The following is an 18,564-nucleotide window of genomic DNA, read 5'->3' as shown; positions in this document are numbered from 1 at the left end:
GGAAGGCAGGTGAAGGCATTGGTGCCCGCGGGCTTAGCGGCCCGCGGGCACCAGCGCCGATCCCCGTGATCTCGTACATCCTCCGCCGGATGGCCGCCGCAGTGATCCTGCTGCTGGTCGTCACCGCGGTCACCTTCGCCATCTTCTTCGTACTGCCGCGGTTCGCCGGCCAGACCGCCGACTCGCTGGCCCAGCAGTACATCGGGAAGAGCCCGACGGCGGCCGACATCGCCGCGGTCAAGCAAAACCTCGGACTGGACCAGCCCCTCTACGTCCAGTTCTGGCATTTCATCAAGGGGATCGTGGTCGGGGCCACCTATGACCTCGGCCCCACCACCGCGCACTGCGACGCGCCCTGCTTCGGCTACTCCTTCAAGACCCACCAGGCGGTCTGGCCGGAGCTGACCTCCCGCATTCCGGTGACAGCCTCGCTGGCCGCCGGTGCCGCCGTGCTCTGGCTGGTGTCCGGTGTCACGGCCGGTGTGGTCTCCGCGCTCAAGCCGCGCTCGTTCCTCGACCGCACCTTCATGGGCATCGCCCTCGCCGGTGTCTCGCTGCCCATGTTCTTCACGGGCAACCTGGCGCTGCTGCTCTTCACCTTCCAGTGGCCGATCTTCGGCCAGACGTACGTCCCGTTCACCCAGAATCCCGCGCAGTGGGCCAACACGCTCTTCCCCGCGTGGTGCTCGCTCGCACTCCTCTACTCCGCCATCTACGCGCGGCTCACCCGCTCGGGCATGCTGGAGACGATGAACGAGGACTACATCCGTACGGCCCGCGCCAAGGGCCTGCGTGAGAGCAAGGTCGTGGTGCGGCACGGGCTGCGGGCCGCGCTGACGCCGATCATCACCATCTTCGGCATGGACCTCGGTCTGCTGCTCGGTGGAGCCGTGATCACCGAGTACGTGTTCTCGCTGCCCGGCATCGGCCAGTACGCGGTACAGGGCATCACCGACAACGACCTGCCCAAGATCCTCGGTGTCACCCTCATCGCCGCCCTCTTCGTCGTGATCGCAAATCTTCTGGTGGACCTGCTGTACGCCGCCGCCGACCCGCGGGTGAGGCTCTCGTGACCGAACTGTCCAAGACCGGCGCCGCGGTAGGCGAACCCGTCACCGCGCGCTCGGACGCACCGAGCGCCTTCCTCGAAGTACGCGACCTCAAGGTGCACTTCCCGACCGACGACGGCGTGGTCAAGTCCGTCGACGGGCTCAGCTTCTCGCTGGAGAAGGGCAAGACCCTCTCCATCGTGGGCGAGTCCGGCTCCGGGAAGTCCGTCACCTCGCTGGCGATCATGGGCCTGCACCGGCTGGGCGCGGGCGGCAAGCACGTCCGGATGTCCGGCGAGATCTGGCTCGACGGCAAGGAACTGGTCGGCGCCGACCCGGACGAGGTGCGCAAGCTCCGCGGCCGCGAGATGTCGATGATCTTCCAGGACCCGCTCTCCGCGATGCACCCGTACTACACGATCGGCAACCAGATCGTGGAGGCGTACCGCGTCCACCACAAGGTCAACAAGAAGACAGCGCGCACGCGGGCCATCGAGATGCTCGACCGGGTCGGTATCCCCGAGCCAGGCAAGCGTGTCGACAGCTACCCGCACGAGTTCTCCGGCGGTATGCGCCAGCGCGCGATGATCGCCATGGCGCTCGTCAACAACCCGGAACTGCTCATCGCGGACGAGCCGACGACCGCCCTGGACGTGACCGTCCAGGCGCAGATCCTCGACCTCATCCGCGATCTGCAGAAGGAGTTCGGCTCCGCGGTCGTCCTCATCACCCACGACCTGGGTGTGGTCGCCGAGATCGCCGACGACGTCCTGGTGATGTACGGCGGCCGGTGCGCGGAGCGCGGTCCCGTCGACACGATCTTCGAGCGGCCGCAGCACCCCTACACCTGGGGTCTGCTCGGCTCGATGCCGCGTATCGACCGGGAGACGTCCGAGCGGCTCATCCCCGTCAAGGGCCAGCCGCCGAGCCTCATCAACGTCCCCTCGGGCTGCGCCTTCCACCCGCGCTGCCCGTACGCGGACCTCCCCAAGGGCGATGTCACCCGTACCGTGCGCCCCGAACTGCAACTGGTCGGCAGCGGGCACTACTCCGCCTGTCATCTCTCGCAGGAGGACCGCACGCGGATCTGGACCGAAGAGATTGCGCCGAAGCTGTGAGTGAGACGAAGAAAAGCGACGCCGCCGACGCGGTCCCGCAGCAGGCGGCGGCCTCCGACGACCGCGAGGTGCTGCTCAGGGTCCAGGGGCTGAAGAAGCACTTCCCCATCCGGAAGGGCGTCCTCCAGCGCCAGGTCGCGGCCGTCAAGGCGGTCGACGGCATCGACTTCGAGGTGCGCAAGGGCGAGACGCTGGGCGTGGTCGGCGAGTCCGGCTGCGGCAAGTCGACCATGGGCCGGGTCATCACCCGGCTCCAGGACCCGACCTCCGGCACCATCGAGTTCGAGGGCAAGGACATCACCCGGCTCGGCGCGGGAGGGATGCGCCCGCTGCGCCGGGACATCCAGATGATCTTCCAGGACCCGTACGGTTCGCTGAACCCGCGGCACACCATCGGTTCGATCGTCTCGGCGCCCTTCCGGCTCCAGGGCGTGGAGCCCGAGGGCGGTGTGAAGAAGGAGGTCCAGCGCCTTCTCGAGCTGGTGGGCCTGAGCCCCGAGCACTTCAACCGCTACCCGCACGAGTTCTCCGGCGGTCAGCGCCAGCGCATCGGCATCGCCCGCGCACTGGCTCTCAAGCCGAAGCTGGTCGTGGCGGACGAGCCGGTCTCGGCCCTCGACGTGTCGATCCAGGCGCAGGTCGTGAACCTGATGGACGACCTGCAGACCGAGCTGGGCCTGACGTACGTGATCATCGCGCACGACCTCTCCGTCGTACGCCATGTCTCGGACCGCATCGCGGTGATGTACCTCGGCAAGATCGTCGAACTCGCCGACCGCACCTCGCTGTACGAGACGCCGATGCACCCGTACACCAAGGCCCTGATGTCCGCGGTGCCGGTTCCGGACCCCAAGCGCCGGGGCGCCAAGAGCGAGCGCATCCTGCTCAAGGGCGACGTGCCCTCGCCGATCTCGCCGCCGAGCGGCTGCCGCTTCCACACGCGGTGCTGGAAGGCCACGGAGATCTGCAAGACGACCGAGCCGCCGCTCATCGAGCTGAAGCCCGGCCAGCAGGTGGCCTGCCACCACCCGGAGAACGCGGACGACCAGGCGCCGCAGGACACGGTGCTGCTGGCGGCAGCCAAGGTGGCCATCGAGACGGTCGAGCTGGTGCCCGCGGTGGAAGCCGCCGAGGTGTCGGGGGAGGCTCCGGCCGAGGTGTCGGCCGAGGCCGAAGCCGAAGCCGAAACTCCGGAGGAGGCTCCTTCCGAGACCTCCGAGCCGAGCGTCTCCAAGGAGTCCAAAGATTCCAAGGACTCCAAGGACTCCAAGGACTAGGCACCGAAGCACGGCCCAAACCATCGCGAACGGGAGAGCGCACGCGCGCTCTCCCGTTCGCGTAGGTAAAAATGGCGGGTGCTCCAGGAACTGTTCACCCCCTCCGTCCAGCATGTCCTCGACCTCGTGGGGATCTTCGTCTTCGCGATCTCCGGCGCTCTGCTGGCCGTCCGCAAGAACTTCGACGTCTTCGGCATCGCCGTACTCGCCGAGGTCACCGCGCTGGGCGGGGGCCTGTTCCGCGACTTGATCATCGGGGCGGTGCCGCCGGCCGCGTTCACCGACCTCGGCTACTTCAGCACCCCGCTGCTCGCCGCCCTGCTCGTCTTCTTCCTCCACCCGGAGGTGGAACGCACCCAGGTCGCCGTCAACGTCTTCGACGCCGCCGGGCTCGGCCTCTTCTGCGTCGCGGGCACGACGAAGGCGTACGAGTACGGGCTCGGCCTGACCCAGTCAGCGGCCCTCGGCCTCGCCACGGCGGTCGGCGGCGGCGTGCTGCGCGACGTCCTCGCCAACGAGGTGCCCTCGCTGCTGCGTTGGGACCGCGACCTGTACGCGGTGCCGGCGATGGTCGGCGCCGCGATGGTCGTCGTCTGCATCCGCTACGACATGCTCACCACGTTCACCAGCGGGCTCGCGGTCGTCACCGCCTTCGTGCTCCGGCTGCTGGCGATGCGGTACCACTGGCGGGCGCCGCGCGCGTGGCACCGCCGCTCAACGGCGACCGAGCAGGAGGCTCAGTGATGCCTCACCGGCCGCCACAGTCGGACGTCAGGCGCCCGCGACAGTCGGACGTCATGCGTCCGCGACAGTCGGACGTCATGCGCCCGCAATAGGCGATGTCATGCGTCCGCAACAGTAAAAGCTACCGCTTAGTAATTGCCTGTTGTACCGTTCAGGCATGCCAGATGCAGCTTCGGTACAGGCCGTACGGGCCACGATCGGTGACAGCGAGTTCGACCGCGACACGGCGGTCACCCTTCGCGAACCCGGCGTCTACGACATCGATCTGTCCGCCGGTTGGACGATCATCAGCGCGGTCAACGGCGGCTATCTGCTCGCCGTCCTGGGCCGCGCCCTCGCGGACGCCCTGCCGCACGCCGACCCGTTCACGATCTCCGCGCACTACCTGACCGCGTCCCAGCCGGGACCGGCGGTCGTCCGCACGGAGGTCGTCCGCACCGGCCGGACCCTCTCCACCGGCCAGGCCTCCCTCGTCCAGTACGACGACGAGGGCCGCGAGGTCGAACGCATCCGCGTCCTCGCCTCGTACGGCGATCTCGACACCCTGCCCGAAGACGTCCGTACGACGGCGAAACCGCCCGCGATTCCGCCCATGGACCAGTGTTTCGGCCCCGACGACGCACCCGCCCCGCTGCCCGGCAGTTCGGCGATCACCGACCGGCTGATGCTCAAGGTCGACCCGGCGACCCTGGGCTGGGCGCTCGGAGCGCCCTCCGGGAAGGGCGAGATGCGGTCCTGGTTCGGCCTGGCCGACGGCCGCGACGCCGACCCGCTCTCGCTGCTCCTCGCCGTCGACGCGCTGCCCCCGACCGCCTTCGAACTCGGCCTGTCCGGCTGGGTGCCGACCGTCGAGCTGACCGTGCACGTCCGCTCCCGCCCTGCCCCCGGCCCGCTCCGGGTGTCCATCACCACGCGCAACCTCGCCGGCGGCTTCCTGGAGGAGGACGCCGAGGTGTGGGACAGCGCCGACCGGCTGGTCGCGCAGTCCCGGCAGCTCGCACGGGCACGGATCGGCTGAACGGCCGGCTGCCCGGTCGGTCCTCCGCCGGCCGGCCGGTCCGTCTGCCGGGCGCCGAACTCGTCGACGCCCGGCAGGTGTTGTGGGGCGGGGCGGCAGCCGGCGGAATCGTCGGCGGTCCCGATGTCCCGATGTCACGGTTCGGGAACAGCGCTCCCACCTGGACCTGTCCTCTTTCCCAGGGCTTCAAGTGATCCACAGCAAGCCATAGCTTCGGCACAGCGCGGTCCTACCTGGATCTGGTGCTCTGGCCCCCACTCATCCCGCACTCATCCGGTACTCATAAACCGGGCTCGGGACCTGACTGGGAGTTAGCCTCATGAACCGTCGTGTACGACTCGTCCCCGCCGTCGCACTGCTCGCACTCGCGCCGCTGCTGGCGGCCTGTGGCTCGGGCGACTCGTCCTCGGGCAGCGGCACCACCGGCCAGACGGAGTGTGCCCGGCCCTCGGGGATGCCGAGCGGCGGCCCGTCCGGGCGGCCCAGCGGGGCGTTTTCCGGCAGGCCCTCCGGCGCCCCGTCCGGGATGCCCTCGGGGGCGGCACGCTCCGGGCGGCCGTCCGGTATGCCGGGCGGTGGGGCGGGTGGCGGCGGCTGTGGCGGCTTCGGCGGCGGGGGCGGCCAGGGGGCTCAGGCGCAGCAGACGGGCTGACCGTTTTCCTCGCGTCGGTTTGATGGCTCTGTGGGGTGACGTACTCGGTGAACGGGTGCGTCACCCCAGCCGGTTCTGTCGCCGGAGTCGGGCTGTGTCACCCCAGCCGGTTCTGTCGCCGGAGTCGGGTTGCGTCGTTCCAGCCAGTTCTGTCGCCGGAGTCGGGTTGCGTCATCCCAGCCAGTTGCGGCGGCCGATGCTGATCAGCCGCATCTGGCGGCCCGCCACGCGAGCCACCCGGTCCCGCTCCTCCTCCGAGGCCTCCAGCGCCTCCAGGAGGAGTGAGGCCGTCATCAGCATCTGGTCGACGTACAGGCCCGCCAGCATCAGCAGGTCGTCGTCGCTCCACCCCTGCGACTCGGGCTGCTTGGCCAGCTCGGTCTTCACTTCCTCGGCGAACCGGGCCAGTTGCTCGCGGATCTCCTCCCGCACCGGCTGGACGCCGCCGTGCCGCTCTCGCGCGATGAAACGGACGTGCGCGGGGTGGGTCGCCACGTGGCGGGCGATCAGATCGACGGCGCGCGTGATGCGTTCGCCGCTGTCGTCGGCCGCGGACACGGTCTCCGCGATCATCGGGTGCAGGCTGCCCAGCGCCTCCTCGACAAGCGCCACACCGAGATCCGCCGTAGAGCGGAAGTGCCGGTAGAAGGCGGTCGGAGCGACACCGACGGCACGGGTGACCTCACGCAGACCCAGGCTGCTCAGGCTCTGCTCCTCCAGCAGCCCCAACGCCGCGTCCAGGAGGGCCTGTCGGGTCTTCTGCTTCTGGGCCTGTCGGATGCCGAGAGTGTGACTCATGCCATGCAGTTAACAACTGTTCTCCGTGATTGGAAAGCGGGTGACGCGCTAGACTCAAGAGTCAGTGAACAACTGTTACTACATCCGTTCACTGAGTCGTCGGACTTCCCGTCGCTGGACTTCCACGAGAGGCATCTCATGCTGTTCCTCGTCGCCGCCCTCCTGCTGATGGGCGTGGTCATGGGCTCCGTTGCCCACGCGCCGGTGCCCGTCAGCCTGGTCGCCGCCGTCGTCATCGGCATCTGGCTGGCCGTCTTCGCGCTACGCGAGCGGCACGCACGCCGGCGCCACACCTCCCTCAACTGACCGCGCCACACCTCCACCAACTGAACGTTGGGAGCGGACTTACACCATGGAACTCACCGAACTCACCGAACTCACCGAACTCACCGAACGCACCGAACGCTCCGACCACACGGAACCCGCCGAGCCCACGGCCGCACCGGCCCGCAGCACCGCCGGGCGGGACGCCGACGGTATGGCCGTCGCCTCCTTCATCCTCGGCCTCGTCGGCCTCCTGGTCCTCAACGTCTTCCTGGGCCCCATCGCCATCGTCCTCGCGTCCATCGCCCTGTACCGCGGCACGGACCGCCGGGGTCGCGCCTTCCTGGGACTCGGCCTGGGCGTCGCCGACCTGGTCGTGCTGGTGGCACTCATGCAGTTCGACAGCACGGTGTCCTGGAGTTTCTAGGGCTTTCCAGGGCGCGATACGACCCCGGGTGGCCGTCGGGCCGGTTCCACCCCGGGTGGGGGCGGAGGCAGCGGGGAGCGGGCCCGTAGAATCGGGCCCACCATGGCTTACCTCGACCACGCCGCGACCACCCCGATGCTTCCCGAGGCGGTAGAGGCACTGACCGCCCAACTGAGCGTCACGGGCAACGCCTCCTCCCTCCATGCCGCCGGCCGCCGCGCCAGACGTACCGTCGAGGAAGCCCGCGAGACCCTGGCGGACGCCCTCGCCGCACGCCCCAGCGAGGTGGTCTTCACCTCCGGCGGCACCGAGGCCGACAACCTCGCGGTGAAGGGCCTGTACTGGGCCCGCCGCGACGCCGACCCCGCCCGCACCCGCATCCTCGCGAGCCCCGTCGAACACCACGCGGTCCTCGACGCGGTGCACTGGCTCGGCGAACACGAGGGCGCCACCGTCGAGTACCTCCAGGTGGACTCGTACGGCCGTGTGCACCCGGACGCCCTGCGCGAGGCCATCGCCCGCAACCCCGACGACGTCGCCCTCGCCACGGTCATGTGGGCCAACAACGAGATCGGCACCGTCATGCCGGTCCGTGAACTGGCCGACGCGGCCGCCGAGTTCGGCATCCCGCTGCACGCCGACGCCGTGCAGGCCTTCGGTCAGATCCCCGTCGACTTCGGCGCCTCGGGACTTGCCGCCATGACGGTGTCCGGCCACAAGATCGGCGGCCCCTACGGCATCGGCGCGCTGCTCCTGGGCCGCGAATACAGCCCCGTACCCGTCCTGCACGGCGGCGGCCAGGAACGCCACGTCCGCTCCGGCACCCTCGACGTGCCCGCGATCGCGTCGTTCGCCGTCGCCGGGCGGCTCGCCGCCGAGCAGCACGAGTGGTTCGCCCGCGAGATCGGCGCCCTGCGCGACGACCTGGTCGACGCCGTACGCAAGGCCGTGCCCGATGCGATCCTCGGCGGCGATCCGGCCGACGGGGGGCGGCTGCCGGCCAACGCGCACTTCACCTTCCCCGGCTGCGAAGGCGATTCCCTGCTCCTCCTCCTGGACGCGCAGGGCATCGAGTGCTCCACCGGCTCCGCGTGCACGGCGGGCGTGGCCCAGCCGAGCCACGTCCTCCTCGCCACCGGCACCGACCCCGACCTGGCCCGCGGCACCCTCCGCTTCTCCCTCGGCCACACCTCCACGGAGGCGGACGTCCAGGCGGTGGCCCGCGCGATCGGCCCGGCGGTGGAACGGGCGCGGACGGCGGGGCTCAGCTAGCGGACGCCTCGGACGGCTGGGACGTCCTGCCCGTCCCGGCCGCCTGGGCCTTTTCCAGGGCGGTCAGCGCCTGCCGTGCGAGCGGTATGTACCGGTCCCAGTCCCAGTGCGGACCCGGGTCCGTGTGATCCGTGCCCGGCACCTCGACGTGCCCGATGATGTGCTCCCGGTCGACGGGGATGTCGTACCGCGCGCATATCCGGGCAGTCAGCCGCGCCGAGGCCTCGTACATCGCGTCCGTGAGGTCCTCGGGGCGGTCCACGAAACCCTCGTGCTCGATGCCGACACTGCGCTCGTTGTACTCGCGGTTCCCCGCGTGGTACGCCACGTCCAGCTCGCGGATCATCTGGGTGATGCGGCCGTCCTGGCCGACGATGTAGTGCGCGGCGGCGCCGTGTCCGGGGTCCTGGAAGACCTTCACCGCGCTGTCGAAACTGCCCTGGGTGACATGGATGATCACCCGGTCTATCCCGTAGTCGTCGGGCCGGTCCGCACGCCGCCAGTTCGCCGACGACGCCGCCACCCACTGGGCGCCCGTGAAGTCGACCTCGCCCTCCTTGCGCGGCTTCTCCACGCTCGGCAGCCGCCACCACAGGCGCCCGAGCTCGTCCCGCGCCAGCACGACGCTTCCCACGGCCGCCGCCGCACCGCCGATGAGCAGGGCCCGGCGCCCGATCCGCCGGTCGCCGTCCTTGGCCCTGCGGCCCTTCACCCGGGCCGCCGCGTCCGCCTTTTTCTCCCCCATGCGATCTTCAACGGATACTCGCGGGCTTCGGTTCCCACGGCCCCGTACCCTGGAGGGGTTATGACTGAGACCTCGCAGCGCCCCCGTACCCTCCGCGTACTCGCCGCCATGTCGGGCGGAGTGGACTCCGCCGTAGCCGCCGCCCGCGCGGCGGAAGCCGGACACGACGTGACGGGCGTGCATCTCGCGCTCTCCGCCAACCCGCAATCGTTCCGCACGGGCGCGCGTGGCTGTTGCACCATCGAGGACTCGCGCGACGCCCGCCGCGCCGCCGACGTCATCGGCATCCCCTTCTACGTGTGGGACCTCGCCGAGCGCTTCCGCGAGGACGTGGTCGAGGACTTCGTCGCCGAGTACGAGGCGGGGCGCACCCCGAACCCATGCCTGCGCTGCAACGAGAAGATCAAGTTCGCCGCGCTGCTCGACAAGGCGCTCGCGCTCGGCTTCGACGCGGTCTGCACGGGCCATTACGCCAAGGTGATCGTCGCCGAGGACGGCACGCGCGAGCTGCACCGCGCCTCCGACATGGCCAAGGACCAGTCGTACGTCCTCGGAGTGCTCGACGACCGCCAGCTCGCGCACGCCCTGTTCCCGCTCGGCGACACCCTCACCACGAAGGACGAGATCCGCGCGGAGGCCGAGCGCCGGGGCCTCGCCGTCGCCAAGAAGCCGGACTCCCACGACATCTGCTTCATCGCCGACGGCGACACCCAGGGCTTCCTGGCGAACCGTCTCGGCAAGGCAGAGGGCGACATCGTCGACGAGTCCGGCTCCGTCATCGGCTCGCACGAGGGCGCGTACGGCTTCACCATCGGCCAGCGCAAGGGGCTCCGTATCGGCACCCCGGCCCCCGACGGCAAGCCGCGCTACGTCCTGGACATCTCGCCCGTCGACAACACCGTGACGGTCGGCCCGGCGGCCGCCCTGGACGTCAACGGCCTGACGGCCATCAAGCCCCGCTGGTGCGGCACCGCCCCGACCGGGCCCGGCACCTACACCGCCCAGCTCCGCGCCCACGGCGGCGAGACGACGGTCACCGCGGAGCTCGTCGACGGCACCCTCGAAGTCGCCTTCGCCGAGCCGGTCCGCGGTGTCGCCCCCGGCCAGGCGGTCGTCCTGTACGACGGCACGCGCGTGGTGGGCTCGGCGACGATCGCGACGACCACGCGCGCGACGGCGTCGGTCTGACCGAGCTTGCGGGTCACACCACTTCCACCTCGTAGAAGCACAGGTGGTCCTTGATCTGGGTGACTTCGGGGTTGGGGTCGGGGTACGCCCAGACCAGGTCGGCCGCGTCGGGGAGGGACCAGTAGGACGCGGTGCCCTTGAAGGGGCAGAACGTGTGGGTCGGCGAAGCCGCCAGCAGATCGAGGCGGACGTCCTCCGGGGGGATGTAGTAGCGCACGGGACAGCCCGTCTCGCGCAGCAACAGGGGGCGGTCGCTCTCCGCCAGGATCTGGTCGCCGTGCACGACGCGTACGCGCTGCGTGCCCTGCTCGATGGTGATCGTGTGTCCTTCAGCCATATCTGGAGAGCACCGGGAGCGCCGTGGTTCTTCCCTCGTACCGTTGAGCGCATGAATATCTGCGTCTTTCTCTCCGCCGCCGACCTCGACGACCGGTACACGCGCCCCGCGCGGGAGTTCGCCGAACTGCTCGGCAAGGGCGGGCACACACTGGTGTGGGGCGGTTCGGACGTCGGTCTCATGAAGGTCGTCGCCGACGGCGTGCAGGAGGCGGGCGGGCGGCTGTTGGGCGTCTCCGTGGACTTCCTGGCGGCGATGGCCAGGCCGGACGCCGACGAGATGGTCATCGCGCGTGACCTGGCCGAGCGAAAGGCGCTGCTCCTGGAGAAGGCCGACGCCGTGGTGATCATGGTCGGGGGAACGGGGACGCTGGACGAGGCGACCGAGATCCTGGAGCTGAAGAAGCACGGGAAGACGCAGAAGCCGGTGGTGCTGCTCAACACGGCGGGCTTCTACGACGGCCTCAAGAAGCAGTTCCGGCGCATGGAGGACGAGGGGTTCCTGCCGATTCCGCTCACCGATCTGGTGTTCTTCGCCGAGGAGGCCGTCGGCGCCCTGGCCTACCTGGAGGAGAGCCAGGGTCAGCAGTGATGCGAGCATGGCGGGCATGGCTACCCATGTGATCACCGGAGCGGGTTCCGGTATCGGCGCGGCCGTCGCCCGCCGCCTCCACGCGCGCGGGGACGACATCGTGCTGCACGCGCGCGACGCCGGCCGCGCGAAGGAACTCGCCGCCGAGTACCCCGGAGCGCGGACCCTGGTCGGTGACCTCGCGGATCCGGACAAACTCTCCTGGGCGTTCTCGCACCAGACGCTGCCCGACCGGGTCGACTCGCTGCTGCACATCGCGGGCGTGATCGACCTCGGCCCGGTCGGCGAGCTGACGCCCAAGACCTGGCACCACCAGCTCAACGTCAACCTGATCGCCCCCGCCGAGCTGACCCGCCACTTCCTGCCCCAACTGCGCCTGTCCCAAGGGCACGTGCTGTTCGTCAACTCCGGCGCCGGCCTCAACGCCCACGCGAACTGGTCCGCGTACGCCGCCTCCAAGCACGGTCTGAAGGCCCTCGCGGACTCCCTGCGCCAAGAGGAGCACGGGAACGGCGTCCGGGTCACCTCCGTCTACCCCGGCCGCACAGCCGGGCCCATGCAGGTCAAGGTCCACCAGCAGGAGGGCAAGGAGTACGACGCGTCGCAGTGGATCGACCCCGAGTCCGTCGCGACGACGATCCTGATGGCCCTCGACCTGCCGAGTGACGCGGAGGTCAGCAACCTGACGGTACGACCGGGCCGCTGACCTCGCGCGAACCATTCCGTAGGCTTCCCGCGTGAGCGAAAACAGCAGGTTCAGGTTCGGTCCCGCGACAGGGATCGGATCCATGCCCGGAGGGGACGCGCGGGAAGCCGCGAAGACCGTCACCGGATCCGTCGACGAGTTCCCCTATCTGCCCGAACTGCCCGCGCGGGGACCCGGCGCCGACATGATCGGGCGGACCGCCGGGATGCTCGTCGAGCTGTACGCGCGCGTGGAGCCCAGCGGGTGGCGGCTCGGGGACCGGCCCGGGCGGGACACCAGGAGGGCACGGTCGTGGCTGGGGGAGGACCTCGACGCGACCGAGGAGTTCCTGCAGGGGTTCGAAGGGCCGCTGAAGGTGCAGGCGGTGGGTCCGTGGACGCTGGCCGCCGCGCTGGAGCTGAGGAACGGCGAGGTGGCGCTGTCCGACCTCGGCGCCTGCCGGGATCTCGCTGGTTCGCTCGCCGAGGGACTGCGCGTCCACCTCGAAGACGTACAGCGGCGCATCCCGGGAGCACAGCTCGTCCTCCAGCTCGACGAACCGTCCCTCATCGCCGTACTGCGCGGGCACGTGAAGAGCGCGAGCGGCTACCGGACCCACCGGGCCGTGGACCGGCAGCTGATCGAGTCGACGCTGCGTGACGTCATCGGGGTGCATGGCGACGGCCCGGTCGTGGTGCACTCGTGCGCACCCGACGTGCCGTTCGCGCTGCTGCGCAGGGCGGGCGCCGCTGCGGTCTCCTTCGACTTCTCCCTCCTCACCGAGCGTGACGACGACGTGATCGGGGAAGCAGTGGAAGGCGGGACGCAGCTCCTCGTCGGTGTTGTGCCCGGCGTGGACGGTCCATTGTCAGACCCTGCCGGTAGCGTCATGGGTGTCAGGACGCTGTGGCGCAGGCTGGGGCTGCATCCGGGGCTTCTCACGGAGGCGGTCACAGTCACTCCGTCGTGCGGGCTCGCGGGGGCTTCCCCCGATCATGCGCGCAGGGCGCTCGCCCATTGCGTCCGGGCGGCGAGATCCCTCGCGGACAACCCTGAGTAACGGGAGGACAACACGGTGGCCGGCGAAAAGCACGCAGAGCCCACATCGGTACCCGCCGAGGCACGGGAGAAGCACGCGCTGCTCGCTGAGCAGATCGAGGAGCACCGCTTCCGGTACTACGTGAAGGACCAGCCGGTCATCAGCGACGCGGACTTCGACAAGCTCCTGCGCTCCGTGGAGGCCCTGGAGGACGAGTACCCCGAGCTGCGCACCCCCGACTCCCCGACCCAGAAGGTCGCGGGCGCGTACGAGACCGAGTTCACGTCGGTCCAGCACCGGGAGCGCATGCTCTCGCTCGACAACGCCTTCGACGACCTGGAGCTCGCGGCCTGGGCCGAGCGCGTCGCCCGAGACGTGGGCACGACCGACTACCACCTGCTGTGCGAGCTGAAGGTCGACGGCCTCGCGGTCAACCTCACCTACGAGCACGGCCGCCTCACGCGCGCGGCGACCCGCGGCGACGGCCGCACGGGCGAGGACATCACGCCCAACGTCCGTACGATCGCGGAGATCCCCGACCGGCTGAAGGGCGACCGCGTCCCGGACCTCGTGGAGATCCGCGGCGAGGTCTACTTCCCGATGGAGAAGTTCGAGGAGCTCAACGCCCGCCTGGTGGAGGCCGGCGACAAGCCCTTCGCCAACCCGCGCAACGCGGCGGCGGGTTCACTGCGCCAGAAGGACCCGCGCGTCACCGCGAGCCGCCCCCTGCACATGGTGGTGCACGGCATCGGCGCCCGCGAGGGCTTCGACATCGACCGCCTCTCCCAGGCCTACGAGCTGCTTCACGAGTGGGGCCTGCCGACCACTCCGTACGCGAAGGTGGTCGACGACCTCGACGGCGTACGGGAGTTCATCGCGTACTACGGAGAGAACCGCCACTCCGTGCAGCACGAGATCGACGGCGTGGTCGTCAAGCTCGACGAGATCCGCCTCCAGGGCCGCCTCGGCTCCACGGCCCGAGCCCCGCGCTGGGCGATCGCCTGGAAGTACGCGCCCGAGGAGGTCAACACCAAGCTGATCAACATCCGGGTGGGCGTCGGACGTACGGGCCGCGTCACGCCGTACGCGCAGGTCGAACCGGTCACGGTGGCCGGCTCCGAGGTCGAGTTCGCGACCCTGCACAACCAGGACGTGGTCAAGGCCAAGGGCGTCCTCATCGGGGACACGGTGGTGCTGCGCAAGGCCGGTGACGTCATCCCGGAGATCCTCGGACCGGTGGTCGACCTGCGTGACGGCAGCGAGCGGGAGTTCGTGATGCCCGCCGAGTGCCCGGAGTGCGGGACGCCGCTGCGCCCGATGAAGGAGGGCGACATCGACCTGCGCTGCCCGAACGCCCGCACCTGTCCGGCCCAGTTGCGGGAGCGCCTCTTCTATCTGGGAGGCCGCAAGGCGCTGGACATCGAGCACTTCGGGTACGTCGCCGCCGCGGCGCTCACCAGGCCGCTGGAGCCCGCCGAGCCGCCGCTCGTGGACGAGGGCGACCTCTTCGACCTCACCATCGAGCGACTGCTGCCCATCAAGGCGTACGTCCTCGACCAGGACAGCGGACTGCCCAAGCGTGACCCGAAGACGGGCGAGGAGAAGATCGCCACGGTCTTCGCCAACCAGCAGGGCGAGCCGAAGAAGAACGCGATCGCGATGCTGGACACCATCGCGGCGGCCAAGGAGCGTCCGCTGGCCCGCGTGCTGACGGGGCTGTCGATCCGTCATGTCGGGCCGGTCGCGGCCGAGGCGCTGGCGCGCGAGTTCCGCTCGATCGACCGGATCGAGGCGGCCACCGAGGAGGAGCTCGCCGCCACCGAGGGCGTCGGCGCGATCATCGCCACCTCCCTCAAGCAGTGGTTCGCGGAGGACTGGCACCGCGAGATCCTGCGCAAGTGGCGGGCGGCCGGGGTCCGGATGGAGGAGGAGAGCTCCGGCGAGGACGAGGGGCCGCGTCCGCTCGAAGGGCTCACCGTTGTCGTCACCGGAACGCTCGAACACCACACGCGGGATGGCGCGAAAGAGGCCCTGCAGAGCCGCGGAGCGAAAGTGACCGGTTCTGTTTCGAAGAAGACATCTTTCGTCGTTGTGGGAGACAATCCCGGTTCCAAGTACGACAAGGCCATGCAGCTGAAAGTCCCGGTTCTGAACGAGGACGGCTTCGCCGTCCTGCTCGAACAGGGATCGGACGCGGCGGCGGAAGTCGCGCTTCCGATCGAGGAGTAGCGGTTGAAGGCCACCCGTTCGGCGCATATCAGATGCATACGGGTGGCCGGGTCGCATTCGGGCAACCGTCTACGACCGCTGCCCGTGGAAGCCTTCTGCGGCCTACTGTTGAGATGTGCGCCTGCCGTGCCCAGCTGCGGTCGGGGCATCCCCTGCTCATCGGGAGTGCGGGGATTGGTTTTAGGACGCGGCGGCCGTGGCCGGTTGTCTTCGGCTCGGGCCGCGTGGCGTGGGCACCGCCGGCTGTGAGAGGGACGGGAATGGAACCGACCGAGAGCGCCGCCCCTGACTCACGGCTGCGCCGGATGGCCGGCGCATGGTTCGGGGGCGGTCGCGGGCCGGTGCGGACCTCGGAGCGCCCCGGCGTCCCGCCCCGCACGTCCGGTGGCGGCGCGGGGGTCGGCAGTCTCGCTCCCGGCCCCGGCATGGCCGGGCACGAACCCGAACGGCCCATATCCTGGCCCGCACTTCCGGCGGCGGTCGTCGCGGCGTCCGGGTTCGTCCTGGGCGCCGGTTTCTACCGGGCGTTCAGCGATGATCACGCGCTCTTCCCCTCCGGTGCCGTCGGCTGGTCGCTCGCCGTGCTGACCGGCATCATCGTCGGCCACCTCGTCGCCCTCGGCCGCTCCCGCTGGTGGGGCGGCACGGGCTCCGGCGCCGCCCTCACCCTCGCGGTCCTGCTGCTGTACGGCTGGGTGCCCGCCGGAATGGTCAGCCTGACCGTCGTCGTCCTGGTCGGTATCGCGCGCCGCAACCGCTGGCGCCAGGGCATCGTGCACGGCGCGGTCGACATCCTCGGCATCGGCGCCGGGGCGCTGGTCCTGGCGGCCTGCGGGCGGTTCCCGTCCGTCGAGACGCCCTGGAGCCCGGAGAGCTGGACCGTCTCCGCCGTACCCGAAGTGGTCCTGGTCGCCGCCGCGTATCTCGCGGCCACCCGCACCCTGCTCTGGTACGTCCACGCGCCGCGCACCGGCGGCCTGCCGACCGTCGCGCGTACGGCCCTGGTCAGACAGGGGCTCGTCGCGGTCGCGCTGCTCGGCATCACACCGCTGATCTGCGTGGTCGCCATCGCGCAGCCGATGCTGCTGCCGCTGTTCTCGATCCCGCTCATCGCTCTCGACTCCACGCTGTGGATAGCCCGGGCGCGGGCCGAGGAGCAGTTGCGTGACCCGCTGACCGGACTGCCCAACCGGCAGTGGCTGCTTGAACGTACGTGGACGGCTTTGGACGAAGCCGAGCGCATAGGTGCACGTTCTGCCCTGATGCTGATCGACCTGGACCGTTTCCGTTCGGTGAATGACACGCTCGGGCATCTCGCCGGAGACCGGCTGCTCCTTCAGATAGCCGACCGGCTGCGGCTCAACCTGCCGCGCGGGGCGGAGGCCGCGCGGCTGGGCGGCGACGAGTTCGCCGTACTGCTGCCCATAGCCGACTCCACGACATCGGCCACGCGGGTCGCCCGCAATCTCGTCGCCGCGCTCGGTTCCTCGCTCGACCTGGACGGGCTCTCGCTCGTCCTGGAGGCCAGCGCCGGGCTCGCCGTCTTCCCCGACCACGCGCTCGACGCCGAGGGCTTGCTCCGGCGGGCGGACGTCGCCATGTACCAGGCGAAGCGGGACCGGACGGGGGTGGAGGTGTACGAGTCCAAGCGGGACTCGAACACACCGGACCGGCTGGGGCTGCTGGGGGATCTGCGCCGGGCCCTGGACGCCGGGGACGTCGAACTGCACTACCAGCCGAAGGTCCGCTTCGACGGTCAGGTCGCCGGACTCGAGGCACTCGTACGGTGGGTGCACCCCGAGCGGGGGAGGGTGGCGCCCGACGAGTTCATCGCCATCGCCGAGTCGTCCGGGCTGATGCCGCACCTCACGGAGTACGTCCTGGAGACGGCACTCGCGCAGGTCGCGCGCTGGCGGGCGCAGGGGCTGTACGTGCCGGTCGCGGTGAACGTCTCGCCGCGCGATGTCCACACCCCCGGGTTCGCGGGCTCGGTGGCCGCGCGGCTCGCCCGGCACGGGGTTCCCGCCGGGTCGCTCCAGTTGGAGATAACGGAGCATGTGCTGCTCGAGGATCCGCAGCGGGCCGCGGACACGCTGGCCGGGCTGACCGGGCACGGGGTGAAGATGTCCCTCGACGACTTCGGTACGGGGTACTCCTCGCTCGTTCATCTGCGCCGGCTGCCGGTCAGCGAGCTGAAGATCGACCGGTCCTTCGTCGCGAGGCTCGCCGTGGACAACGAGGACGCGGAGATCGTGCGCTGCACCATCGATCTCGCGCATTCGCTCGGACTGCTCGTCGTCGCCGAGGGTGTCGAGGACGACGAGACGTGGGAGCGGTTGCGCGATCTCGGGTGTGACGCGGTGCAGGGGTGGCTGGTCGCCGCGGCGATGCCTCCGGAGGACACCACGGCGTGGCTGCTGGCCCGCGGGTCGCGGGGGTGGCAGCGGCCGCGTGCCGCGTTGCCGGCGGCGGAGTAGTCCCGCCGGCCGGCGTTTGGTTCTCCCGCCCGCGCACCGCCCGTTTACGGTTCGTTGAATGGTGCCCGTCTCCTGTGGGGGTTGAGCGCCGTCGGCGTCTGCCGGTAGAGGAACGGGACTTTCAGGGGCGCGGGGAACTGCGCGCCCAGCCACACACGGTCCGCAGCTTGTGGACGATGGCGCGGCCCTCGAACAGACGCCCGCCGACGGCGCGGAACCCCCACAGGAGAGCCTCGCTAGTGGGGAGGCGGGCGCGGGCGGGCAAGGGCCGCCGGAGAAACCCGGGCGCAGGCACCGTCCCCCGACCCATAGGATTGGGCCAAACCACACACACTCACCCCCAGAGGAACGCCGCATGCCTGGCATCACGCGCGAGGAGGTCGCCCACCTCGCACGGCTGGCGCGTCTGGAGCTGAAGGGCGAAGAGCTCGATCACTTCGCCGGCCAGCTCGACGACATCATCGGCGCGGTCGCCCGCGTCAGCGAGGTCGCCGACCAAGACGTACCGCCGACCTCACATCCGCTGCCGCTGACGAACGTCATGCGCGCGGACGAGGTCCGTCCGTCGCTCACCCCCGAGCAGGCGCTCTCCGGCGCCCCGGCCCAGGAGCAGCAGCGTTTCAAGGTGCCGCAGATCCTGGGGGAGGACTAATC

19 protein-coding genes are annotated in these 18,564 nt (G+C 70.2%); 16 read left to right on the top strand and 3 right to left on the bottom strand.

What is annotated here, in order from left to right; genetic code table 11:
- The first annotated feature begins 65 nt into the window (after positions 1-65).
- The 6 genes from ACFVKT_RS15485 (at position 66) to ACFVKT_RS15460 (ending at position 5,858) form a co-directional block, all read left to right on the top strand.
- Entirely contained in the window at positions 66-1,073 is a 1,008-nt protein-coding gene (locus tag ACFVKT_RS15485; RefSeq protein ID WP_385731553.1) for an ABC transporter permease, read from the top strand.
- Complete coding sequence (locus tag ACFVKT_RS15480) at positions 1,070-2,167, top strand: ABC transporter ATP-binding protein (protein WP_385731551.1); 1,098 nt, start codon at positions 1,070-1,072, stop codon at positions 2,165-2,167. The genes ACFVKT_RS15485 and ACFVKT_RS15480 overlap by 4 nt, the downstream gene beginning before the upstream one ends.
- Complete coding sequence (locus ACFVKT_RS15475; protein ID WP_385731549.1) at positions 2,164-3,444, top strand: ABC transporter ATP-binding protein; 1,281 nt, start codon at positions 2,164-2,166, stop codon at positions 3,442-3,444. Before ACFVKT_RS15480 ends, ACFVKT_RS15475 begins: the two co-directional genes overlap by 4 nt.
- A gap of 78 nt (positions 3,445-3,522) precedes the next feature.
- Positions 3,523-4,188 (top strand): trimeric intracellular cation channel family protein, encoded by a 666-nt coding sequence (locus ACFVKT_RS15470; protein WP_385731547.1) that lies wholly within the window; start codon positions 3,523-3,525, stop codon positions 4,186-4,188.
- A gap of 157 nt (positions 4,189-4,345) precedes the next feature.
- Positions 4,346-5,206 carry a thioesterase family protein gene (locus tag ACFVKT_RS15465; RefSeq protein ID WP_385731545.1) on the top strand — a complete coding sequence of 287 codons (861 nt, stop codon included), beginning with the start codon at positions 4,346-4,348 and terminating at the stop codon, positions 5,204-5,206.
- 319 nt (positions 5,207-5,525) lie between these two features.
- Complete coding sequence (locus ACFVKT_RS15460) at positions 5,526-5,858, top strand: hypothetical protein (protein WP_385731543.1); 333 nt, start codon at positions 5,526-5,528, stop codon at positions 5,856-5,858.
- Positions 5,859-6,029: 171 nt separating this feature from the next.
- On the opposite strand, the gene ACFVKT_RS15455 is transcribed toward ACFVKT_RS15460, so the two are convergent.
- Positions 6,030-6,656 (bottom strand): TetR family transcriptional regulator, encoded by a 627-nt coding sequence (locus tag ACFVKT_RS15455; RefSeq protein ID WP_385731541.1) that lies wholly within the window; start codon positions 6,654-6,656, stop codon positions 6,030-6,032.
- A 138-nt stretch (positions 6,657-6,794) separates the two neighbouring features.
- On the opposite strand from ACFVKT_RS15455, the gene ACFVKT_RS15450 reads away from it, so the two are divergent.
- The 3 genes from ACFVKT_RS15450 (at position 6,795) to ACFVKT_RS15440 (ending at position 8,619) form a co-directional block, all read left to right on the top strand.
- A complete protein-coding gene (locus ACFVKT_RS15450; RefSeq protein WP_385731539.1) occupies positions 6,795-6,962 on the top strand; it encodes a hypothetical protein in 168 nt (55 codons plus the stop codon).
- Between the two features lie 46 nt (positions 6,963-7,008).
- Positions 7,009-7,347, top strand: a complete 339-nt coding sequence (locus ACFVKT_RS15445) for a DUF4190 domain-containing protein (protein ID WP_385731537.1) — start codon at positions 7,009-7,011, stop codon at positions 7,345-7,347.
- Positions 7,348-7,449: 102 nt separating this feature from the next.
- Positions 7,450-8,619 (top strand): cysteine desulfurase family protein, encoded by a 1,170-nt coding sequence (locus ACFVKT_RS15440; RefSeq protein ID WP_385731535.1) that lies wholly within the window; start codon positions 7,450-7,452, stop codon positions 8,617-8,619.
- Here the strand turns inward: ACFVKT_RS15440 and ACFVKT_RS15435 are convergent.
- Positions 8,612-9,364, bottom strand: coding sequence for an N-acetylmuramoyl-L-alanine amidase (locus ACFVKT_RS15435; RefSeq protein WP_385731533.1), 753 nt, complete (start codon positions 9,362-9,364; stop codon positions 8,612-8,614). The genes ACFVKT_RS15440 and ACFVKT_RS15435 overlap by 8 nt on opposite strands.
- Before the next feature lie 60 nt (positions 9,365-9,424).
- Here ACFVKT_RS15435 and mnmA point away from each other — a divergent pair, with 60 nt between their 5' ends.
- Positions 9,425-10,552 carry a tRNA 2-thiouridine(34) synthase MnmA gene (gene mnmA / locus ACFVKT_RS15430; protein WP_385731531.1) on the top strand — a complete coding sequence of 376 codons (1,128 nt, stop codon included), beginning with the start codon at positions 9,425-9,427 and terminating at the stop codon, positions 10,550-10,552.
- 13 nt (positions 10,553-10,565) lie between these two features.
- Here the strand turns inward: mnmA and ACFVKT_RS15425 are convergent, their stop codons facing one another.
- Positions 10,566-10,889, bottom strand: coding sequence for a DUF427 domain-containing protein (locus ACFVKT_RS15425; RefSeq protein WP_385731529.1), 324 nt, complete (start codon positions 10,887-10,889; stop codon positions 10,566-10,568).
- A gap of 51 nt (positions 10,890-10,940) precedes the next feature.
- Between ACFVKT_RS15425 and ACFVKT_RS15420 the strand changes: the two genes are divergently transcribed.
- From ACFVKT_RS15420 to gatC, 6 genes are all read left to right on the top strand, one after another.
- Complete coding sequence (locus tag ACFVKT_RS15420) at positions 10,941-11,480, top strand: TIGR00730 family Rossman fold protein (RefSeq protein WP_385731527.1); 540 nt, start codon at positions 10,941-10,943, stop codon at positions 11,478-11,480.
- 7 nt (positions 11,481-11,487) lie between these two features.
- Positions 11,488-12,186 carry an SDR family oxidoreductase gene (locus tag ACFVKT_RS15415; RefSeq protein WP_385731525.1) on the top strand — a complete coding sequence of 233 codons (699 nt, stop codon included), beginning with the start codon at positions 11,488-11,490 and terminating at the stop codon, positions 12,184-12,186.
- A gap of 31 nt (positions 12,187-12,217) precedes the next feature.
- Positions 12,218-13,225, top strand: coding sequence for a methionine synthase (locus ACFVKT_RS15410; protein WP_385731523.1), 1,008 nt, complete (start codon positions 12,218-12,220; stop codon positions 13,223-13,225).
- Positions 13,226-13,240: 15 nt separating this feature from the next.
- The gene (ligA, locus tag ACFVKT_RS15405) at positions 13,241-15,433 is read left to right on the top strand and encodes an NAD-dependent DNA ligase LigA (protein WP_385731521.1); all 2,193 of its coding nucleotides are present in this window, start codon (positions 13,241-13,243) and stop codon (positions 15,431-15,433) included.
- A gap of 260 nt (positions 15,434-15,693) precedes the next feature.
- Positions 15,694-17,910, top strand: coding sequence for a putative bifunctional diguanylate cyclase/phosphodiesterase (locus tag ACFVKT_RS15400; protein WP_385731519.1), 2,217 nt, complete (start codon positions 15,694-15,696; stop codon positions 17,908-17,910).
- A 355-nt stretch (positions 17,911-18,265) separates the two neighbouring features.
- On the top strand, positions 18,266-18,562 hold the full coding sequence (gene gatC / locus ACFVKT_RS15395; RefSeq protein ID WP_015036350.1) for an Asp-tRNA(Asn)/Glu-tRNA(Gln) amidotransferase subunit GatC: 297 nt from the start codon (positions 18,266-18,268) through the stop codon (positions 18,560-18,562).
- Positions 18,563-18,564: the final 2 nt, after the last annotated feature.

The sequence above is a fragment of the Streptomyces sp. NPDC127595 genome (assembly GCF_042671685.1).
Taxonomy (GTDB): Bacteria; Actinomycetota; Actinomycetes; order Streptomycetales; family Streptomycetaceae; genus Streptomyces.
This window is presented reverse-complemented; position numbering and strand designations above follow the sequence as displayed.